Below are 20,274 nucleotides of genomic sequence, written 5' to 3'. Positions count from 1 at the left end.
CCGGAGACCGATAATGGCATCTCTCTATATCAAGGACAATGAAACCGCCGAGCTCGCAACCGAACTCGCGGCCCGACTCGGCGTCACGAAAACCGAAGTCGTCCGCGATCTTCTGCGGAAGCGCAAAGCGGAATTGTCCCCGGCTGCTGCGGTAGTGCCTATGCGCGAACGGCTCCGCGCCTGGCGTGAGGCGCATCCACTGGGCGAGCCGACCGGACTCGAAGCGGACAAGGCGTTCTACGATTCGCTGAACGACGAAGAAGACGATTGACCATTCTCGTCGACGCATCCGCCATCGTCGCGATCGTGTACGGCGAACCGGAGGCCGACGTGTTCGCCGATATCATCGAATCGCACAATGACCGTTGCTATTGCGCCGTCGGCGCGTGGGAAGCCGCACAAGCTATTGCCCGGTTACGAGGCATCAGTCTCCAGGAGGCCGCGGACGCAGTCGCAAGCTTTGTATACGAAGCCGGCCTTCGCCTCGTCCCCATCGGCGAAAGCGAAGGCCGCGAAGCGGTCATCGCGGCAGCACGTTACGGGAAAGGCCGCCACCCAGCCCGCCTCAACATGGGCGATTGCTTCGCCTACGCCTGTGCCAGGACCAACGGCGCGGAACTTCTCTACAAGGGCGACGATTTCGCCCTGACCGACCTGGCCTGAAGGAACCCCATGCTCGCCATCGAACTGTCCTTCGACCCGCCCTGGTCAGACACCACCGACTGGGACGCGCTCGCGCTCCGCGCCGCGACCGCCGCACTCGAACGCACACCGCACGGCCAGCTGCTGACGCTGCCATCGACGGTGGAAATCTCGATCCGCCTGACCTCTGACGACGAGGTCCACACGCTCAACAAGCAATATCGCCAGAAGGACAAGCCGACCAACGTCCTCAGCTTTCCGATGGTTCAGGCCGACCTGCTCGAGACTATCAGCCAGAATTCGGACGACGGCGAAGTCCTGCTCGGCGACATCGTCCTCGCCCACGGCGTCTGCGTTGCCGAAGCGGCCGAACGCGGCATCTCCGTCGAGGATCACGCCACACATCTGGTGGTGCACGGCGTGCTGCATCTGCTAGGATACGACCATATTGACGACGACGAAGCCGACGGCATGGAGCAGATCGAACGCGACGCGCTCCACGCGCTCGGTCTGCACGACCCGTATCTCATTCGCGAGGACTGAACGACCGCAATGGCCGAAGCCCCCAACGCCGCGCCCGGCGACAGTAACGACAGTATCTGGCGCGGGCTGAAGAGCCTGATCTTCGGCGCGCAGGACGAATCGTTGCGCGACCAGCTTGAAGACGCGATCGACCGCCACGAAGGCGACCCCGCCCCCGATGCGAAGGGTGACCTCACCCCGCTCGAACGGCAGATGGTCCGCAACCTGCTCCACTTCAGCGAGCGCGATGCGGGCGACGTCGGCGTGCCCCGCGCGGACATCGTCGCGGTCGAGGAAGGTACCAGCTTCGCCAATCTCGTCGCGCTGTTCGCCGATGCCGGGCACAGCCGCCTGCCGGTCTATCGCGACAATCTCGATACGATCATCGGGATGGTGCACATCAAGGACGTCTTCAACATCCTGGCGACCGGCGCCGAGCACCCCGCTTCGATCGCCGGTCTGATCCGCGAGCCGCTCTACGCCCCCATGTCGCGCGGCGCGCTCGATCTGCTGGCCGACATGCGCCAGAAGCATGTCCACCTGACCATCGTGCTCGACGAATATTCGGGTACCGAAGGCCTCGTCACCTTCGAGGACTTGATCGAGGAGATCGTCGGCGAGGTCGAGGACGAGCATGACGAAGCGCCGCAGGTGCTGCTGACCCCGCTCGACGGCGGCGCTTGGGACGCCGACGCGCGCGCCGAGCTGGAGGATGCCGCCGAACTCATCGACCCGCGCCTGGCCGAGGTGGACGGCGACATCGACACGCTGGGCGGTCTCGCCGCGCTGCTGGCCGGGCACGTCCCGCAGGTCGGCGAATGCGTCGACCACCCCAGCGGCTGGAAGCTCGAAGTCACCGATGCCGACGAACGCCGGGTCAACCGGCTACGGCTCCATCCGCCTCGTCCAGAACCGGAGGATGTGGACGCCTGATCGAGTGGCTCGCTTACATCGACAATATTAAGTCGTTTCCTAGGTCACGAAAGATGGCCCACAACGACAACCAGCGAACGACCAACAGGAGACAGGATCATGGACGCAATCACTGAAGGCAGCCCGCTGAGCGATCCGAACAAGGAACCCGCAGCGCTTCGATCGCTCCTCGGCCGCACCAACCGCGATTGGTGGCCGAACCAGCTCAGTCTCGAAATTCTCCAGCAGAACGGCCTGTCGGGCAACCCGATGGGTGACGACTTCGACTATGCCGCGGCCTTCAACAGCCTCGATTACGCCGCCGTAAAGGCCGATCTCACCGCGCTGATGACCGACAGCCAGCCCTGGTGGCCGGCGGACTACGGACATTACGGCCCGTTCTTCATCCGTATGGCGTGGCACAGCGCCGGCACCTATCGCACCGGGGACGGCCGCGGCGGTTCGTCGTCGGGCTCTCAGCGGTTCGCGCCGCTGAACTCGTGGCCCGACAACGGCAACCTCGACAAGGCGCGTCGCCTGTTGTGGCCGATCAAGTCCAAATACGGCCAGAAGCTCAGCTGGGCCGATCTCTTCATCATGGCGGGCAACGTCGCGATCGAATCGATGGGCGGCCCGACCTTCGGCTTCGGCGGCGGTCGTCAGGACGTGTTCGAGCCGATGAAGGACATTTACTGGGGCACCGAGCAGGAATGGCTCGGCGACACCCGGATCGAGGAAGAATCGGGCCGCGCGCTCGAAAATCCGCTCGCCGCGATCCAGATGGGGCTCATCTACGTCAATCCGGAAGGTCCCGGCGGCTGCCCGAACCCCCTCGGCTCGGCGCGCGACATGCGCGAGACGTTCGCACGGATGGGCATGAACGACGAGGAAACCGTCGCGCTGACCGCTGGCGGCCACACCTTCGGCAAGGCGCACGGTGCGGGTGATCCGAAGCTCGTCGGTGTCGAACCCGAAGGCGCGGACATCGCTACGCAGGGGCTTGGCTGGGTGTCGACGCACGGCACCGGCATGGGCGACGAGACGATCACCAGCGGTATCGAGGGCGCATGGACGCCGACGCCGATCACCTGGGACAACACCTATTGGGACATGCTGCTCGACCACGAGTACGAACTCGTGAAGAGCCCCGCCGGCGCGCACCAGTGGCAGCCGGTCGGCAACCCTGACGAGACGCTCGCCCCGGCGGCGCACACGGCGGGCAAGCGCGTCCCCACGATGATGACCACCGCGGACATGGCGCTGAAGAAGGATCCGAAGTATCTCGAGATCAGCCGCCGGTTCCAGCAGGATCCAGCCGCATTCGCCGATGCCTTCGCCCGCGCGTGGTTCAAGCTGACCCACCGCGACATGGGTCCCCGCGTCCGGTATCTCGGGCCGGAGGTGCCCAGCGAGGATTTGATCTGGCAGGATCCGATCCCCGCCGCCGACTATCCGCAGATCGACGCGAGCGATGTGCCCGCGCTCAAGCAGGCGATCACTGCGTCTGGCCTGACGATCGCGGAACTGGTCACGACTGCGTGGGCTTCGGCCTCGACCTATCGCCAGTCGGATCACCGCGGCGGTGCCAATGGCGGGCGCATCCGTCTTGCGCCGCAGAAGGACTGGGAGGTCAACCAGCCCGAGCAGCTCGCCAAGGTGCTGTCGGCGTACGAAGCCATCAAGGCGGACTTCGACGGCAAGGGCGCGAAAAAGGTCTCGATCGCGGACCTGATCGTGCTCGGCGGTTCGGTCGGGATCGAGGCGGCGGCCAGGGCGGCCGGCACCGAAATCGAAGTGCCGTTCGAACCCGGTCGCACCGACGCCTCGGCCGAGCATACCGATGCCGCGAGCTTCGACGTGCTCGAACCGCAGGCCGACGGCTTCCGCAACTATCTCTCGGTCAAGTTCAGCGTCCCGACCGAAGAATTGCTGGTCGACCGTGCGCAGCTGCTCGGGCTCAGCAGCCCGGAAATGGCGGTTCTCGTCGGCGGGCTTCGCGTGCTCGGCGCGAACCACCCCAAGGCCGAGAATCACGGCGTGTTCACCGATCGCAAGGGTCAGCTGACCAACGACTTCTTCGTCAATCTGCTCGACATGCAGACCGCGTGGAAGCAGCTCAGCGACGAGAGCGACGAGGAATATCTCGGCACGTTGCGCGAGACCGGTGAGCAGAAGTGGACCGCCTCGCGCACCGATCTGGTGTTCGGCGCGAACTCGCAGCTCCGCGCACTGGCGGAGGTCTATGCCTCGGCCGACGCCGGCCCGAAGTTCGTCAAGGACTTCGTCTGGGCCTGGACCAAGGTGATGAACGCCGATCGCTTCGACCTGTCCTCGGGTCACGTTCGCGGCACGCCCGCGGTCGCGTAAGCCACCGTGCTCCTGCGAAGGCAGGAGCCCAGGGCCACGGGCAGCAGCGCGTGCAACCCTGGGCTCCCGCTTTCGCGGGAGAACAGCATAAGAATAAGCCCTTCCGCGCCGCCACGCAGGGCCCTATCTCAATACGATGCGCAAACACATCCTCATCGTCCTCGGCTTGATCCTGCTCGTGATCGCCGCGGGCGTCACGTACCTCGCCTGGCCCGACACGGCGCAGCTGCCGCTCGACGCCGTCACCGGCAAGCGCCCCGACATCAGCGCCCCGCGCATCCAGTCCATCCCGACCGTCGATGTCGCCAAGGTGGTCGGCTGGCAGGGCAACGCCGCTCCAACCCCCGCCGCCGGGCTGAAGGTGCAGCCGTTTGCCATCGGCCTCGATCACCCCCGCTGGATGTACCGCTTGCCCAACGGCGACGTGCTGGTCGCCGAGACCAACTCGCCGCCGCGCGAGGGTGGCGGGATCACCGGCTTCGTGATGAAGATCCTGATGGGCCGCGCGGGCGCCGGCTCGCCGTCCGCCAACCGCATCACGCTGCTCCGCGACGCCGACGGCGACGGCACTGCAGAGACCAAGACCGCGTTCATGACCGGGCTCAACTCGCCGTTCGGGATGACGCTGCTCGACGGTCAGCTCTATATCGCCAACACCGACGCGCTGGTCCGTGTGCCCTATACCGAAGGCGCAACGAAGATCACCGCCAAGCCCGAGCTCGTCATCAAGCTCAACCCCGGCGGCAACCATTGGGCGCGCAACGTCATCACCGCAGCGGACGGCAAGACGCTGTACGTCTCGGTGGGTTCGTCATCGAACATCGCCGAGAACGGCATGGAGGCCGAAAAGTATCGCGCCAACATTCTGCAAGTCTGGCCTGCCGACAAGAACTGGCGGATCTACGCCGCCGGCCTTCGCAACCCCAACGGCATGGCGATTAACCCGACGTCGAAGCAGCTCTGGACCGTCGTCAACGAACGCGACCAGCTCGGCTCCGATCTCGCGCCCGATTACCTGACGCAGATCGAGTTCGGCGATCATTTCGGCTGGCCCTGGTATTATTGGGGCGGCTACCCCGATGCCCGCGTTGAGCCCAAGAACCCGGCGCTTCAGGAATATTCGAAGCGTCCCGACTACGCGCTCGGACCCCATGTGGCCGCGTTGGGCCTGACCTTCTCGGCCGACGCTAAGCTGGGCGCGCGCTTCGCCAACGGCGCTTTCGTCGGCGAGCATGGTTCGTGGAACCGAAAGCCGGTGTCGGGCTACAAGGTCGTCTACATCCCGTTCGCCGCCAGCGGTTTCCCGACCCCGAACACCAAGCCCGTCGACGTGCTGGGCGGCTTCCTCGACAAGGACGGCAAGGCGCAGGGGCGGCCGGTGGGCGTGATCACCGACAAGACCGGTGCGCTGCTGGTCGCCGACGACGTCGGCAACCGCATCTGGCGCGTCAGCGCGCGGTAGTCCCGCCTCAAGGCCCGTCACCCCGGGCTTGACCCGGGGTCCCGCTTTTTGTCCGGTCGAAAAAATAAGCGGGACCCCGGGTAGAGCCCGGGGTGACGAGGGTATTTGAAACGGGCTATTTCAACAACTTCGGCGCTTCGCGCTCGATCGCGCCCTTGATCTTGCTCGCGAACAGCCCGAGGATGCCGGGCAGGTCGACAACCGCGTGGACCTTGTCCTCGAACACCGTCGCGGTGCTCGCGATCGTCTGCCCCATCGCCTGGACGGAGAAATGCATTGTGTCACCCTCCCAGCGGTGATCGACATGCCCGCCGCCGGGAATCTTCGACGCGATCTGGCCGACGCCGCCTTCAAGCCGCTGGCGGACCGCCTGCTTGCCGAGGCTGTGCGGGATATCGAGTGAGATCGGGTTGGCCATAAGAATCCTTACTGCGCGAAAATCTGCGCGTCGTCAGCAAACGCCTTGAACTCGAGAGCGTTGCCGGAGGGGTCGCAAAAGAACATCGTCGCCTGCTCGCCGACCTGCCCCTTGAAGCGGATATGCGGCGCAATGCCGAACGTCACGCCCGCCGCGGCAACGCGTTCGGACAGCATCTCCCAGTCGGACATCGTCAGCACGACGCCGAAATGCGGCACCGGGACGCTGTGCCCATCGACCGGGTTCGAAACCACGACCGCCTTCGCCGACGGATCGAGATGCGCGACGATCTGATGCCCGAACAGGTCGAAGTCGATCCACGCCTCGCTGCTGCGCCCCTCGGCGCACCCCAGCGTGCCGCAATAAAATGCACGCGCCGCGGCGAGATCGTGGACGGGAAAGGCGAGATGGAACGGGCGCAGGGTCATGAGGTGGTGATACCGTGAAGGGTGGGGGGCGTCACTCCCCTCCCCCGCCGTTATCCCCATTCCGTCACCCCAGCGAAGGCTGGGGTCTCCCCGTGGAAAGCACCGCGGCCCGAACCGGGAGATCCCAGCCTTCGCTGGGATGACGAACGGCGCCTGGGAGAGCCACTAACATTGCCCGAATCCCTTCCCATCCCCATAGCACCCCCGTGACCCGCTCCCTGCTCGCCTCCCCCGCCGTCGGCCCAGCCCTAGCCAGCGTCCTCCTCGGCGCGATCGCCGCGACCGGTTTCGCGCCGCTCGATCTGTGGCCGCTGACGCTCGCCGCCTTCGCCGCGTGGATCGGCCTGGTCCACGCGGCCCCAAGCTGGCGCGGCGCCGCAGCGCGCGGGTGGCTGTTCGGGCTCGGCCATTTCACCGTCAACAACAACTGGTTCCAGCACGCCTTCGACTTCCAGGATGCGATGCCGCCGGTGCTCGGCTATTTCGCCGCGGTCGGGCTGGCGCTGTACTTGGCCATCTTCCCGATGCTCGCCGCGACGCTCGCCTGGCGGATCGCGCGCCGGGGCGATCTCGACCCGGCCTTCGTCCTCGTCTTCGCCGCGGCCTGGATCGCAACCGAATGGCTGCGCGCGACGCTGTTCACCGGCTACGCCTGGGATCCGCTGAGCGTCGCCTGGCTCCCCGTGATCGGCGTCGCGCGACTCTCCGCCTGGGTCGGCACCTACGCGCTGTCCGGCGTCACGATCCTTGCCGCCGGTGCGCTCCTGTTGGTCGTCCGCCGCCGCTTCGCGCTCTCCGCGATCGTCTTTCCCGTGCTCGGGCTCTCCGCGCTGTCGGCGCTGTGGACCGACGCACCCGCCGCCGCGCCCGGCACCCCGCTGGTCCGCGTCGTGCAGCCCGATATCGGCCAGGAGGACCGCAGCGACTCCGACGGCGAACGCGTCCTCTCCGCACTGGAGAAGATTTCCGGCAAGCCCGGCCCCCAGCCGCGCCTGATCGTCTGGCCCGAAGGCGTCGTCCGCGACTATCTCGAGGACGGCTACCCCTTCTACGCCTATGAATGGTCGAGCCCGCTCTACCTGCGCCGCCGCATCGCACGACTGCTGGGGCCGAACGACATCCTGCTGACCGGCGGCACCGCGCTGGAATTCGACCGCGAGGACCGGATTTCGGGCGCGGCCAACTCGGTGTTCGCGCTCGACGCGCAGGCGCGGCTGCGCGGCCGCTACGACAAGGCGCACCTTGTGCCCTACGGCGAGTATCTCCCGATGCCGTGGCTGCTGAAGCCGCTCGGCCTCGCGCGACTCGTCCCCGGCGACATCGACTTCACCTCGGGCGCAGGCGCCGGCAACCTCGTACTGCCCGGCTTTGGCACGATCGGGATGCAGATTTGCTACGAGATCATCTTTTCGGGCCAGGTGGTCGACCGCGCGCACCGTCCGCGGCTGTTGTTCAACCCGTCGAACGACGCCTGGTTCGGCAGCTGGGGGCCACCGCAGCATCTGGCGCAGGCGCGGATGCGCGCGATCGAGGAAGGGTTGCCGATCGTCCGCGCGACCCCCACCGGCATTTCCGCGATCATCGCCGCCGACGGCCGCCTGCTCGCGACCGTGCCGCACGAAACCGCTGGCGCGGTAGAACTGCCCATCCCCCCCGCGCTCGTTCCCACGCTGTTCAGCCGCGTCGGCAACGCGATGGCCGCGATCGTCGCCGGGCTGCTGCTCGCGATGGCCGTTGCCCTGCGCCGTCGGCAGCGCTAGAGATCATATAAAGCTTTCCTTATATGTCGCTCCGAACCCGCTGGCCGGGCCGGAGCCCTAGCCGCGAGGTCCTATGCGCAAGTCCTTTCTCTTCACCTCCGAATCGGTTTCCGAAGGCCATCCCGACAAGGTCGCCGACCAGATTTCCGACACCATCGTCGATCTGTTCCTCGCCAAGGACCCGCAGGCGCGCATCGCCTGCGAGACGCTGACCACCACGCAGCTCGTCGTCCTGGCCGGTGAAATTCGCGGCAAGGGCATCTATGAGGATGGCGAGTGGGCGCCCGGCGTGCTCGACGAGATCGAGTCGGCGGTGCGGCAGACGGTCAAGGACATCGGCTACGCCCAGACCGGCTTCCACTGGGAGACGTTCGCGTTCCACAACAACCTCCACGGCCAGTCCGCGGAGATCGCGATGGGCGTCGACGAGAGCGGCAACAAGGACGAGGGCGCCGGCGATCAGGGCATCATGTTCGGCTATGCGACCGACGAGACCCCCGGTTTGATGCCGGCCACGCTCTACTACAGCCACAAGATCCTCGAGCGGATGGCCGCCGACCGCCATTCGGGCGCCGCGCCGTTCCTCGAGCCCGACGCCAAGAGCCAGGTCACGCTGGAATATGAGGACGAGAAGCCGGTTCGCGCAACCGCGCTGGTGGTTTCGACTCAGCACGCACCGGGCTATTCCGAAAAGGGCCAGAACCCCGATCCGGCGAAATACGCCGTGCTGCGCGACTATGTCATGGGCGTGTTCAACGACGTGCTGCCCGCGGGCTTCATCTCGGATGACACCGCGATCTACATCAATCCAACCGGCGCGTTCGAGATCGGCGGTCCCGATGGCGACGCCGGCGTCACCGGCCGTAAGATCATCGTCGACACGTACGGCGGTGCCGCCCCGCATGGCGGCGGCGCGTTCAGCGGCAAGGATCCGACCAAGGTCGACCGTTCGGCGGCCTATGTCGCGCGCTACCTCGCCAAGAACGTCGTCGCCGCCGGCCTCGCGCGCCGCTGCACGATCCAGCTGAGCTACGCGATCGGCATCGCCGAGCCGCTGTCGGTCTATGTCGACCTGCACGGCACCGGCACCGTCGAGGAATCCGCACTCGAGGCGGTCCTCCCCAAGCTGGTCCGCCTGACGCCGAAGGGCATCCGCGAGCACCTGAAGCTCAACGCCCCGATCTACAAGAAGTCGGCAGCGTACGGCCATTTCGGTCGCGAGCCTGAAGGTGATTTCTTCACTTGGGAAAAGACCGACCTGATCGACAAGCTGAAGGCCGCGGTGGCCTGGTCTTCGGCTAGATTGCTATGATACAAGAGCCCCCGCCGGACGTCCGGTGGGGGCCTTTTGCTGCCAGATGATCTGGGAACGCCGATCGGTTTAACAATTCGCTTAACTATCCACGCGATCCAACGAGGTCTCTGATGCGTGACTGACGCCGTCACTTCACCATAATCATCACCTCATTGCGTCGAAACGGCGGGGCCACGAACGGCGAGTTGTAGAAGGCGACCACCGCATCACCGGTCGCGTCCAGGCCCCGCCCGGTCAGCCACGTGCGCAGGCGTGCCTCCTGTTCGGCAAGCTTCGCGTCGCCACCCAAGCCGCTGAAGCGGAGCGCTGCCATACGGCGCGCGGGGAGCTCGGCGGCGGTGACCCCGTCCGGCATGTCGGGCAGCGTCGCGGCGGTGAAACGTCCGGGCATGACGAAGCGGGTCCGCCAAACGCCGTTCGCGCCGTCCGAAAACACCGGCGCGGTCATCGCGATCTTTTCCTGTTTGTTGCCGAAGATATAGCCTGCCAGCCGGTTGAACCCGGCGCTGAGTGCGGAGCTTCGCTGGCCCGTGACGGCGGTTTCCGCGACGAGCACCGCGGCGTAGTCACGTAGTTCGAACGCGCCGTCCTGCTCGATCACCGAATAGACAGGCTGTTCGAGGTTCCGTTCGTACAAGCCCAGCCCTCCCGTTACCGCGGTCGCGAGACCCAATCCGAGCGCCCCCCAGCCTAGAATCTCTCGACTTTTCATGCCACGCACTCCGACGTTGAAGCCTGGGTCGGGCCGACTCCGACGGTTTGCGCAGCGTCCTCGATCGGCGGCGCAACGCGGTCGAACACCGTGCTGACCAGAGCTTCCGCAACCCATCCCACCGCGGCGCCAGCGACCAGATCGGTCAGGTAATGCTTGCCGTTGAGCGGCTGCGCGGCGGCGATGCCGGTGGCGATCAGCGCCGCTGGGACCGCGGCGCCGTCGACATCGCGCGAAACCGCGCGGGCGACGGCGACCGCGCCCGCGGTGTGACCCGACGGGAACGAGGTCAGGTCGTGGTCGCGGCTTTCGCCCGGTGCGAATACGGTCTCGCCGTCGTCGATCGCCTTTTCGGGCCGCGCCCGGTCGACCGAGTGCTTAATGGCGTTCTTGACTGCGGTCGCGACGATATGCGCCGTCAACATGCGCAGGCCGCCGCGGACCAGATCCGAGCGCTTCATCGCCAACCCGACCAGCGCGGTGCCCACCGACGTGGCGATCATTTGCGGTTGATCGCCGAGCTCGGCTAGCAGGCCACCAGCCTTGATCAGCGGCGCGTCGCGATGGCGGGCGGCCTTGTGCGTGGCGCGTTCGTCCGCGTCGACGACCGTCTTCACGGCCTGCTTCGCCGTCGTCTTTCCCGTGGTCATTCCTGGCCTTCCTTCATTTCGCCGCGGACCTGGGCATGCGCCAGCAGCGCGAACACGCCGGCGCCGCCTACCAAATTGCCGACGATCGCCGGCAACACGATCCCCCCGACGGCCTGGGCCAGTCCGATCTTGCCGGCGAACAATAGCAGGAACGCTTCGGCCGATCCGACGATCGAATGGCTGAACCCGCCGATCGCCACGACATAGGCGATCGCGAAGATCACCTGGAACGCTTGGCTGCGCGCATTGGGCAGCGACCAGGCGAGAATCGCGATCAGGAACCCCGCGGGGATCGCGTTGACCAGCGTGCCCCCAGCCGAATGTTCGGTCAGCGCCATCGACACGTCCAGCATCGCCGCGCGCAATGCGTTGCCGCCCAGCAGCCCCGCGGCGATCGCACCGGCGGCGATCGCGGTGCCGATCAGGTTGGCCGCGATCACCACGCCCCACAGCCGCAGCGTGCGTCGCAGCGCCCGGCCCGACGGTTTGGTGATCAGCGGCAGCATCGCGCTGATCGTGCTTTCGGTGAACAGCTGCATCCGGCCGAGAATGACGATCAGGAACCCGATCGGATAGCCGATCGCCACCACCACCTCGCGCCATGACGCATCGGGCAGAGCGGCGTGAAGCGCGCCTTCCGCGATCAGCGAGCTCGATATCGCCAGCCCGGCGGCAAGGCCGGAAAAGAACAATGAGCTCGTCGGCCGGTCGAGCTCGTCCTCGCCCGCCTCGCGCACCGCCTGATGCAGCGTCTTGGCGTCGGCGGACTTGAGCGCATCGACATCGTCTTTGGGTGGGCTTGGAGTGGATTGATCGGCCATCAGGCCTTGCAACGGACGGCAGGGCGCTTTGCTCCGTCGCGGGTTGCCGTTAAGGCGCCCGGCGATGAACGATCCCGCCACCATTCGCCGCCTCTATGGCCGTCGCCAGGGCCACAAGCTGCGCGCCGGCCAATCCGCCCTCGTCGAAACGACGCTCGCCGACCTGTCGGTGCCCGAGACCGGCGCGCTGGATGCGCAGACGCTGTTCGGCGATGACCGGCCGCTGCAACTCGAGATCGGGTTCGGCGCGGGCGAACATCTGGCCGGACAGGCTGCGGCGCATCCCGACACCGGTTTCATCGGGTGCGAGCCGTTCCTCAACGGCGTGGTCGGCGCGCTCGGCCATATCCGCGACGGCGGGCTGAACAATGTCCGGCTGCACATGGGCGACGCGCTTGAGGTGATCGAGCGGATGCCCGATGCAAGCCTGTCGCGCGTCTATCTGCTGCATCCCGATCCCTGGCCCAAGGCGCGCCACGCCAAGCGGCGGATGGTCAACCACGGCCCGCTCGACGCGATCGCCGCCAAGCTGCAACCCGGTGCCGAATTCCGACTGGGCACCGACGACCCGACCTATTGCCGCTGGGCGATGATGGTGATGAACGCGCGCCGCGATTTCGCCTGGCAGGCCAAGACCCCGCAGGACTTTCTGGTGCGCCCCGACGACTGGCCAGAGACGCGCTACGAGCGGAAAGCGCGCCGGCACGGGCATGAGGTGTGGTACTTCCGCTACCTGCGGATCTGAACCCGGCACGCATCGCCTGCAGATCCGCCTTGAAACGCTCACGACCGGGACGCCGGCACGATCGGGGAAGTTCGACCCATGGCCCGCAAGCATTCGAAACACGGCCCGTACGAAGACCAGGAGCGCGACGACGAACCGCCGGCCGAGGTGGTGCGTTGCTGGCTGTGCGGACGGCCTGTCGGCAAGATCATGGTGTGGCACCACCCCGTGCCCAAAAGTCGTGGCGGCCGTGACGTCGTGCCCATGCACCCGATCTGTCAGCAGACGCTGACGGCCAATTTCACCAATTCGGAACTGCAGCGCCACGGGCTGGACGTCGAGGGGCTGCTGGCCAACCCCGCCGTGCGCAAGTTCGTCGACTGGGTGGCGAACAAGGATGCCGATTTCACCGCGACCACGACGAAGAAGCAGCGCTGATCGCCGTGCACCCTGTTCCGCTAGGTGCGGCGCTGATGCCCGCTGCGGCGCCACAGCCCGCCGAACACGCGTGCGGCGACCGCGGGTAGGCCGGGGCGGAACAATAGCCAGTCGCGGATCATCGCGTCCTCGCGCGCGCCGATGACCTGCTTGTAGCCGCTGTCGCCCGCACCCCAATCGACGCGACCCACGCCGCGGCCCATCGCCGCGACCAGGTTGCGCCAATAGAGCAGCTTACCGGGGGAATGCTTCGCATAGGCGGGGTCGTAGCTGTTCGCGATCGCGTAGAGCATTGCGCCGGTGTCAATGTCGAACGAAAAGGCCGCCGGCGCGCCGCCGACGCTGAGCAATGCGGCGCGGAACATGTCGGCCAGCACGGGATCGGCGACCGCGGCCTGCCAAAAGGCGATGTGGCCGCTCTGCGTGAACTTCATGTCGCTGCGGTCGGTGGCCGACGCGATCCAGCTCTTGTCCTCGATCGCGGCCAATGCCTCGAACCCGGCGGGCCAGTCGGCCCCGCGCAGGAAGCGCCAATCGGGAGCGCCGTGTTCGGCCAGATGCTTTTCGTGGAAGCGGTTCTTGCGCAGCGTCGAGTTGCGCGGCCAGGGCTGGCCGTCGACGATGGGTGCGAGATCGAGCGACCAGCTTTCGCCGATATACCGATCGACCGCGATCCAGCCGCTCGCGCGCGCCGCCGCGATCAGCGGCGTCACCGCCGGATCGCCGTCATAGACGGGGCCGATGCGGATGCCGTTCACCTGGGTCCCGAGCGTCGCGAGCGCGCGCTTCAGCGCGGCGTCGCTCGTCCCCAGCACCAGCCCGAAGCTGCGGAACGGCCAGTAGCAGCCCGGCACCGTCGCCATGCCTAGCCAGGACGGTCCCATGGGCACGAACGGCATCGCCAGCACGGGGGCGTCGTCCTCGCTCACCACCAGCGTCCGCGCCTGCCCGCCATAAGCGGCGAGCGCGGCGGCGTACCAGCCATAGCGCAGGAAGGCATGGCTTGCCGACGCGCTGGCCGCGACGGTGTCGATCGCCGCGGACAGGCCGACGACGACCTCGGCCTGGATCGCCGGCGGCAGGCGCACGAAGTCGGCGAGGAGCATGGGTTTCGTCACGCCCGCTGCATAGCCTATGCCGGGTTACCAAGTCGTGGCTGCAGATCCGTCGCGCGCCTGACTTCCTTCGCGCGGCGTTTGGCGACATGATGGATTACATGCTTCAAATCCCGGCCATCTCATCGATCGCGCAGACCATCCAGCTGTCGCTGGCGCCGGTATTCATGCTGGCGGGCATCGGCCAGTTGCTCAACGTCCTCGCCGGCCGCCTCTCGCGCGTGATCGACCGCGCGCGACAACTCGAACAGCTTCATCCGAGCAGTTCGGGGCCCGAGCACGACCGTCATGTCAGCGAGTTGCGGCTGCTCGACCGGCGGATGACGATCATCAACGCCGCGCTGTTCCTGTCGGTGACCAGCGCGATCATGACCTGCCTGCTGATCGCGTTGCTGTTCGTCGGCAGCTTGGCCAAGCTGCACCTCGGCCGCTACGTCGCGATCGCGTTCATCGGCGCGATGCTGCTGCTGATCGCCGCATTGGTCGCGTTCATGGTCGAGGTGCGCATCTCGCTGCGCGCATTCCGGATCCGCCCGGAACTGCTGGAGAAGATGAAGTGACGCCGACAAGCACTATCGCGGAGAAGCGTCTGTTGCAGGCGGTGATCGCGGTGGCCTGCCTCTTGCCGCTGATCGTCGGCGGCCAAGGCGTGCTGCACGGCCCCGCGCCGTTCGGCCATCTGACGGACGTGCCGCGCGATCTGGATAGCCATTTCCGCTATATCTCGGGGATCTTCTTTGCCACCGGCCTCGGGTTCGTTAGCTGCATTCCGGATATCGAACGCAAAGGTTCGCGGTTTCGATTGCTCGGCGGTTTGATCGTCGTCGGCGGCCTGTCGCGGTTGGTGTCGCTACTGGCGGTGGGGGTGCCGTCGAAGGGGCATGTACTGGGCTTGGGGATGGAGACGGTGGTCGTGCCGTTGCTGATGCTATGGCAGTGGAATTTTGCGAGGCGGACGCCGGCGGTGTAACGCCGGCTGCGCCTATTCGTCATCCCAGCGAAGGCTGGGGTGACGGTCGGGGTTGGTTGGCTTACCGCACCGCGTCAACTCCTGGGCCGACGTCCGCAGTCGGCAGATACCGCGGCGCCACGCGCGCCTTTGCCCGCTGCTCGTACGCATAGCCCGCGCCCAGCACGACGCCCTCGCCGAACTTGGTCGCGATGAACGACAGCCCGACCGGCAGCCCGCGCACCAGCCCCATCGGCACGGTGAGGTTCGGATAGCCCGCGATCGCCGGCAATTCGCTCGAACTCGGACCGCCATATTGGTCGCCATACACCGGTTCGCTGAGCCACGCCGGACCATAGGTCGGCTCGACCAGCACGCTCGCCCCCGCCGCCCTGAGCATCGCGTCGATCCCCTCGGCGCCTGCCAGTCGCAGCGACTTCGCCCGCGCGGCCAGATACGCCGGGTCACCAAGCCCCTTGGTCTTCGCGGCTGCCTCGAAGGTTTCCTGCGCGAAGAACGGCATTTCGGTCGTCGCATTGGCGGTGTTGAACGCGATCACCTGATCGAGCGTCCGTGTCGCGATCGGCGCAGGGCTGCTCCGGAGATAGGTGTCGAGATCGGCCTTGAGCTCGGTCTGTAGTACCAGAAGTTCGGCCTCGCCGATGCCCTCGAGCTTGGGCTGCTTGACCTCGACCAGAACCGCGCCCGCCGCCTTCAGCGTGTCGAGCGCCACCTGGTAGCGCGCGGCGACGTCCGCGGTCATCTCCGGCCGGATCACGCCGATCCGCAGGCCGGACAGCGCGCTCGCCGACAGGCCGGCGGTGTAGTCGCGCTTCACCGCCCCCGCGGTCGCCGCATCCGCCGGATCGGCGCCGACCATCGCCGACAGCATCGTCGCGACGTCGCGGACGCTGCGCGCCATTGGCCCAGGCGTGTCCTGACTGTGGCTGATCGGCACGACATGCGTGCGGCTGACGAGCCCGATCGACGGCTTCAGCCCGACCAGCCCGTTGATCGACGCCGGGCAGACGACCGAGCCGTCGGTCTCGGTCCCAACCGCCGCAGCGGCGAAGCTTGCCGCGATCGCCGCGCCCGACCCGCTCGAAGATCCGCACGCGGTACGATCGAGCGCATAGGGGTTGCGGACCAGCCCGCCGACCGCGCTCCACCCGCTCATCGACCGGGTCGAGCGGATGTTCGCCCATTCGCTGAGGTTGGTCTTACCGAGGATCACCGCACCCGCCGCACGGAGTTGCGCCACAACCGGCGCGTCGCGGCGGGTGATATTGGATTTCAGCGCCAAGCTGCCCGCGGTCGTCGGCATCGCGTCCAACGTCTCGATATTGTCCTTGATCAGCACCGGCACGCCGTGAAGCGGCCCGCGCACCCGCCCGGCCTTGCGCTCAACATCGAGTGCCTTGGCCTGCGCCAGCGCATCGGGGTTGAGCGCGATCACGCTGCGCAAGCTTGGTCCCTTGCGATCCATAGCGGCGATCCGCGCCAGATAGGCGCGGGTCAGGTCCACGCTCGACGCTTTTCCCGCGGCCATGTCCGCCTGGAGCTGATCGATCGAGCGTTCCTCGACCGGCACCGTCTTTGCCGCCACGGGCACTGCGGTGGCGAACAGCATCGCGAGCATCAGACGGCGCATAGGGTCCCCTTCGTTTTTATAGGTTTACGCTATCGATGATCGCGTTCTCCGCCAAGCGTACAGTTTCGATCGTTCGCCACGCGTTGCGCCTTCGTTCCACTCCACCCATATTCCAGCGCTATGGCCATCCAGATTCGCACCAGCCTCGCCGAGCCCGAAACCGGCGAGACCTTCGTCCCCCATCGCCCCTCCGCACGCCCCGACAAGGTGGAAGGCGGCAAGCGGTTCGAACTCGTCAGCGAATACACCCCGAGCGGCGACCAGCCTGGTGCGATTGCTGAACTCGTCGCGGGCGTTAACGACGCTGAAAAGGATCAGGTGCTGCTGGGCGTCACCGGCTCGGGCAAGACGTTCACCGTCGCCAAGGTGATCGAGGCGGTTCAGCGCCCCGCGCTCATCCTCGCGCCCAACAAGATCCTGGCGGCGCAGTTGTACGGCGAGATGAAGTCGTTCTTTCCGAACAACGCGGTCGAATATTTCGTTTCCTACTACGACTATTACCAGCCCGAGGCCTATGTCGCGCGGTCGGACACGTACATCGAGAAGGAAAGCTCGACCAACGAGTCGATCGACCGGATGCGCCATTCGGCGACACGTGCATTGCTAGAGCGCGACGACGTGATCATCGTCGCCTCAGTGTCGTGCCTGTACGGCATCGGATCGGTCGAGACCTATTCGGCGATGATCTTCGACCTGAAGAAGGGCACGACCGTCGACCAGCGCGAGATCGTCCGGAAGCTCGTCGCGCTGCAATACAAGCGCAACGACGCCGCGTTCCAACGCGGCAATTTCCGCGTGAAGGGCGACACGCTCGAAATCTTCCCGTCGCATTACGAGGACAGCGCGTGGCGGGTGTCTTTCTTTGGCGACGATATCGAGGAGATCACCGAGTTCGATCCGCTGACCGGCAGCAAGATCGCCAGCCTCAACTCGATCCGCATCTATGCGAATTCGCATTATGTGACGCCGGGGCCGACGCTGAAACAGGCGGGTGAGGCGATCAAGCACGAGCTCACCGAGCGGCTGAAGGAACTGATGATCGAGGGCAAGCTGCTGGAGGCGCAGCGGCTCGAGCAGCGCACCAATTTCGATCTGGAGATGATCGCCGCGACCGGCAGTTGCGCGGGGATCGAGAATTATAGCCGCTTCCTGACCGGCCGCATGCCGGGCGAGCCGCCGCCCACACTGTTCGAATACCTTCCCGACAATGCGTTGCTGTTCGTCGACGAGAGCCACGTCACGATCGGCCAGATCAACGGCATGTCGCGCGGCGATCACCGGCGCAAACTGACGCTCGCCGAATATGGCTTCCGCCTGCCGAGCGCGATCGACAACCGGCCATTGCGCTTCAACGAATGGGACGCGATGCGCCCACAGACCACCTATGTCTCGGCGACGCCGGGATCGTGGGAGATGGAGCAGACTGGCGGCGTCTTCGCCGAACAGGTCATCCGCCCGACCGGGCTGATCGACCCGCCCGTCGAGATCAAGCCGGTCGAGGAACAGGTCCAGGACCTGATCGTCGAGGCGCGCAAGACGACCGAAGCGGGGTATCGCACGCTGGTGACCACGCTCACCAAACGGATGGCCGAGGATCTCACCGAATATATGCACGAGGCGGGGATCAAGGTCCGCTACATGCACAGCGACGTCGAGACGCTGGAGCGTATCGAGCTGATCCGCGACCTGCGGCTCGGAGTGTACGACGTGCTGATCGGCATCAACCTGCTGCGCGAGGGTCTCGATATCCCGGAGTGCGGGCTGGTCGCGATCCTCGATGCGGACAAGGAAGGCTTCCTGCGCAGCGAAACCTCGCTGATCCAGACGATCGGCCGTGCCGCGCGCAACGTCGACGGGCGCGTGATCCTCTATGCCGACCGCATCACCGGCTCGATGGAGCGCGCGATGAACGAGACCGGCAGGCGCCGCGAGAAGCAGGTCGCGTACAACACCGAACACGGCATCACGCCGACCACGATCAAGCGCAACATCGGCGACATCATCGCGCACGTCGCGAGCGGCGACCAGGTCACGATCCCGATCGACGAGGACCGCCCGCACATGGTCGGCCACAATCTGCGCGCCTATATTGAAGACCTCGAAAAACAGATGCGCAAAGCCGCCAGCGACCTCGAATTCGAGACCGCGGGGCGTTTGCGTGACGAGATCCGCCAGCTGGAGAGCGAGGAACTGGGCCTGCCCGTCGACGAGCAGAAGGCGCCAATGATGGGCCGCAGCAACGAGGGCAAGCCGGGGACGCGCAAGACGCGCTACGGGAAGAGTCAGAAGATGCGGATGGGGGGATCGCGGTCGAGGTAACTGTGTTGTCACGCGGAATTTTATCGAGATTTTCCGGGTGACATTGATCCAATTCTGCGATCCATAGGACGCGCTATTGAACGGAGCGCGTCGTGATACACAGTTTCTACGATCCAGAAACCGAACGCATTTGACATGGTTAGCGAAGCCAAAAGCTGCCTTCAGACATCCAGCAGACGGCCCTGCGAAAGCTTCGTCAGGTGAACCGCATCTCTAAACCCGGCGAACTGCGAGAACCCCGCGGTAATCAGTTCGAGGAGTTGAAGGGTAACCGCAAAGGGACATATAGTGTCCGCATCAACGACCAGTGGCGGATCACTTTCCGCTGGAGTGACGGAGGCGCGGACGATGTCCGGATCGAGGACTATCATCGCGGGTGAAGATCGGCTGGACAACGTCCATCCCGGCGACATTCTGCGCGAAGATTTTCTGATTGGCACTGAAATCTCGACCGCTGACGTGTCCGTTGGTACCGGCCTGTCGATCGACCGAATCAACGAACTGCTGGAGGCACGTGGAGCGATAAATGCGGATACGGACATCAGGCTCGCCCGCTATCTCGGGATGAGCGAGGGCTTCTTCCTCGGTCTACAGAATGACTATGATTTGGAAGAAGCTTGGCTCGCTAGGGCCGACGAACTCAATCGCGTTACCAAGCGCGCGGCCTAACCGACCGTCAGATTCTCGCTACCCGACCCATAATAGCTCGCGACACGGTCGGCATAGGCCTGATCGAACACCGGCGCGTGGTTCGCCCAGCTCGGGCCGCCTTCCAGCACGCGCTTGTCGATCGTGACCATGTACAGGTCGCGAACCGCGTCGAACTGGAGCAGCGCGAACGGCAGCGGGTAGAAGCTCTTGCCCATGCCCAAGAAGCCGCCGAGGCTCAGCACCGCGTGCGTGACCCGGCCCGTACCCTTGTGGACCATGAACGCATGGACCGAACCGACTGAATCGCCATCGCGGCTCTCGACCTTCATCGTGCCCGAGATGTTGGCCTGCACGAGCAGCTGGGTCGGGGTGGCGGGGGTATCGGACACGGGCATTCTCCAAAGCGTTCGCGACGTTG

General features: G+C 65.9%; 23 protein-coding genes. 15 read left to right on the top strand and 8 right to left on the bottom strand.

Annotated features, from left to right (window positions below):
• Window positions 1-13 precede the first annotated feature (13 nt).
• From U1701_RS14710 to U1701_RS14685, 6 genes are all read left to right on the top strand, one after another.
• Complete coding sequence (locus U1701_RS14710) at window positions 14-271, top strand: type II toxin-antitoxin system VapB family antitoxin (RefSeq protein ID WP_332783327.1); 258 nt, start codon at window positions 14-16, stop codon at window positions 269-271.
• Window positions 268-663, top strand: a complete 396-nt coding sequence (locus tag U1701_RS14705) for a type II toxin-antitoxin system VapC family toxin (RefSeq protein WP_332783326.1) — start codon at window positions 268-270, stop codon at window positions 661-663. The genes U1701_RS14710 and U1701_RS14705 overlap by 4 nt, the downstream gene beginning before the upstream one ends.
• Before the next feature lie 9 nt (window positions 664-672).
• A complete protein-coding gene (ybeY, locus tag U1701_RS14700) occupies window positions 673-1,185 on the top strand; it encodes an rRNA maturation RNase YbeY (RefSeq protein ID WP_332783325.1) in 513 nt (170 codons plus the stop codon).
• Window positions 1,186-1,194: 9 nt separating this feature from the next.
• On the top strand, window positions 1,195-2,097 hold the full coding sequence (locus tag U1701_RS14695; protein WP_332783324.1) for a hemolysin family protein: 903 nt from the start codon (window positions 1,195-1,197) through the stop codon (window positions 2,095-2,097).
• A 99-nt stretch (window positions 2,098-2,196) separates the two neighbouring features.
• Window positions 2,197-4,443 (top strand): catalase/peroxidase HPI, encoded by a 2,247-nt coding sequence (katG, locus tag U1701_RS14690; RefSeq protein ID WP_332783323.1) that lies wholly within the window; start codon window positions 2,197-2,199, stop codon window positions 4,441-4,443.
• 136 nt (window positions 4,444-4,579) lie between these two features.
• Window positions 4,580-5,905: a PQQ-dependent sugar dehydrogenase gene (locus U1701_RS14685; RefSeq protein ID WP_332783322.1), complete on the top strand. Its 1,326-nt coding sequence runs from the start codon at window positions 4,580-4,582 to the stop codon at window positions 5,903-5,905.
• A 115-nt stretch (window positions 5,906-6,020) separates the two neighbouring features.
• Here the strand turns inward: U1701_RS14685 and U1701_RS14680 are convergent, their stop codons facing one another.
• Both U1701_RS14680 and U1701_RS14675 read right to left on the bottom strand, forming a co-directional pair.
• Window positions 6,021-6,323 carry a polyhydroxyalkanoic acid system family protein gene (locus tag U1701_RS14680; protein ID WP_332783321.1) on the bottom strand — a complete coding sequence of 101 codons (303 nt, stop codon included), beginning with the start codon at window positions 6,321-6,323 and terminating at the stop codon, window positions 6,021-6,023.
• 8 nt (window positions 6,324-6,331) lie between these two features.
• A complete protein-coding gene (locus tag U1701_RS14675; RefSeq protein WP_332783320.1) occupies window positions 6,332-6,751 on the bottom strand; it encodes a VOC family protein in 420 nt (139 codons plus the stop codon).
• A 206-nt stretch (window positions 6,752-6,957) separates the two neighbouring features.
• Here U1701_RS14675 and lnt point away from each other — a divergent pair, with 206 nt between their 5' ends.
• Together lnt and metK are read left to right on the top strand one after the other, a co-directional pair.
• Window positions 6,958-8,511: an apolipoprotein N-acyltransferase gene (lnt, locus tag U1701_RS14670; RefSeq protein WP_332783319.1), complete on the top strand. Its 1,554-nt coding sequence runs from the start codon at window positions 6,958-6,960 to the stop codon at window positions 8,509-8,511.
• Between the two features lie 73 nt (window positions 8,512-8,584).
• Complete coding sequence (metK, locus tag U1701_RS14665; protein ID WP_332783318.1) at window positions 8,585-9,823, top strand: methionine adenosyltransferase; 1,239 nt, start codon at window positions 8,585-8,587, stop codon at window positions 9,821-9,823.
• A 130-nt stretch (window positions 9,824-9,953) separates the two neighbouring features.
• Here the strand turns inward: metK and U1701_RS14660 are convergent, their stop codons facing one another.
• The 3 genes from U1701_RS14660 to U1701_RS14650 are packed head-to-tail and all read right to left on the bottom strand — an operon-like array spanning window position 9,954 to window position 12,009.
• Window positions 9,954-10,538, bottom strand: coding sequence for an SOUL family heme-binding protein (locus U1701_RS14660; RefSeq protein ID WP_332783317.1), 585 nt, complete (start codon window positions 10,536-10,538; stop codon window positions 9,954-9,956).
• The gene (locus U1701_RS14655; RefSeq protein WP_332783316.1) at window positions 10,535-11,188 is read right to left on the bottom strand and encodes a phosphatase PAP2 family protein; all 654 of its coding nucleotides are present in this window, start codon (window positions 11,186-11,188) and stop codon (window positions 10,535-10,537) included. The genes U1701_RS14660 and U1701_RS14655 overlap by 4 nt, the downstream gene beginning before the upstream one ends.
• Complete coding sequence (locus U1701_RS14650; RefSeq protein WP_332783315.1) at window positions 11,185-12,009, bottom strand: formate/nitrite transporter family protein; 825 nt, start codon at window positions 12,007-12,009, stop codon at window positions 11,185-11,187. The genes U1701_RS14655 and U1701_RS14650 overlap by 4 nt, the downstream gene beginning before the upstream one ends.
• 64 nt (window positions 12,010-12,073) lie before the next feature.
• On the opposite strand from U1701_RS14650, the gene trmB reads away from it, so the two are divergent.
• Together trmB and U1701_RS14640 are read left to right on the top strand one after the other, a co-directional pair.
• Window positions 12,074-12,754, top strand: a complete 681-nt coding sequence (gene trmB, locus U1701_RS14645) for a tRNA (guanosine(46)-N7)-methyltransferase TrmB (RefSeq protein ID WP_332783314.1) — start codon at window positions 12,074-12,076, stop codon at window positions 12,752-12,754.
• Between the two features lie 78 nt (window positions 12,755-12,832).
• On the top strand, window positions 12,833-13,171 hold the full coding sequence (locus U1701_RS14640; protein ID WP_332783313.1) for a hypothetical protein: 339 nt from the start codon (window positions 12,833-12,835) through the stop codon (window positions 13,169-13,171).
• Window positions 13,172-13,191: 20 nt separating this feature from the next.
• On the opposite strand, the gene U1701_RS14635 is transcribed toward U1701_RS14640, so the two are convergent.
• A complete protein-coding gene (locus U1701_RS14635) occupies window positions 13,192-14,289 on the bottom strand; it encodes a GNAT family N-acetyltransferase (RefSeq protein WP_332783312.1) in 1,098 nt (365 codons plus the stop codon).
• Window positions 14,290-14,387: 98 nt separating this feature from the next.
• On the opposite strand from U1701_RS14635, the gene U1701_RS14630 reads away from it, so the two are divergent.
• Complete coding sequence (locus tag U1701_RS14630; protein WP_332783472.1) at window positions 14,388-14,846, top strand: DUF2721 domain-containing protein; 459 nt, start codon at window positions 14,388-14,390, stop codon at window positions 14,844-14,846.
• A complete protein-coding gene (locus tag U1701_RS14625) occupies window positions 14,843-15,256 on the top strand; it encodes a DUF4345 domain-containing protein (protein ID WP_332783311.1) in 414 nt (137 codons plus the stop codon). The genes U1701_RS14630 and U1701_RS14625 overlap by 4 nt, the downstream gene beginning before the upstream one ends.
• A gap of 61 nt (window positions 15,257-15,317) precedes the next feature.
• Here U1701_RS14625 and U1701_RS14620 read toward each other — a convergent pair whose 3' ends face one another.
• Window positions 15,318-16,865: an amidase gene (locus U1701_RS14620; protein WP_443026073.1), complete on the bottom strand. Its 1,548-nt coding sequence runs from the start codon at window positions 16,863-16,865 to the stop codon at window positions 15,318-15,320.
• A 141-nt stretch (window positions 16,866-17,006) separates the two neighbouring features.
• On the opposite strand from U1701_RS14620, the gene uvrB reads away from it, so the two are divergent.
• The 3 genes from uvrB (at window position 17,007) to U1701_RS14605 (ending at window position 19,874) form a co-directional block, all read left to right on the top strand.
• Complete coding sequence (uvrB, locus tag U1701_RS14615) at window positions 17,007-19,205, top strand: excinuclease ABC subunit UvrB (protein WP_332783310.1); 2,199 nt, start codon at window positions 17,007-17,009, stop codon at window positions 19,203-19,205.
• Window positions 19,206-19,405: 200 nt separating this feature from the next.
• A complete protein-coding gene (locus U1701_RS14610; protein WP_332783309.1) occupies window positions 19,406-19,585 on the top strand; it encodes a type II toxin-antitoxin system RelE/ParE family toxin in 180 nt (59 codons plus the stop codon).
• Window positions 19,554-19,874, top strand: a complete 321-nt coding sequence (locus U1701_RS14605) for a HigA family addiction module antitoxin (RefSeq protein WP_332783308.1) — start codon at window positions 19,554-19,556, stop codon at window positions 19,872-19,874. The genes U1701_RS14610 and U1701_RS14605 overlap by 32 nt, the downstream gene beginning before the upstream one ends.
• Here U1701_RS14605 and U1701_RS14600 read toward each other — a convergent pair.
• Complete coding sequence (locus U1701_RS14600; protein WP_443026072.1) at window positions 19,871-20,185, bottom strand: PRC-barrel domain-containing protein; 315 nt, start codon at window positions 20,183-20,185, stop codon at window positions 19,871-19,873. The genes U1701_RS14605 and U1701_RS14600 overlap by 4 nt on opposite strands.
• Window positions 20,186-20,274 lie beyond the last annotated feature (89 nt).

The sequence above is a fragment of the Sphingomonas rhamnosi genome (genome assembly GCF_036663615.1).
In the GTDB taxonomy this organism is placed as follows: Bacteria; Pseudomonadota; Alphaproteobacteria; order Sphingomonadales; family Sphingomonadaceae; genus Sphingomonas.
This window is presented reverse-complemented; position numbering and strand designations above follow the sequence as displayed.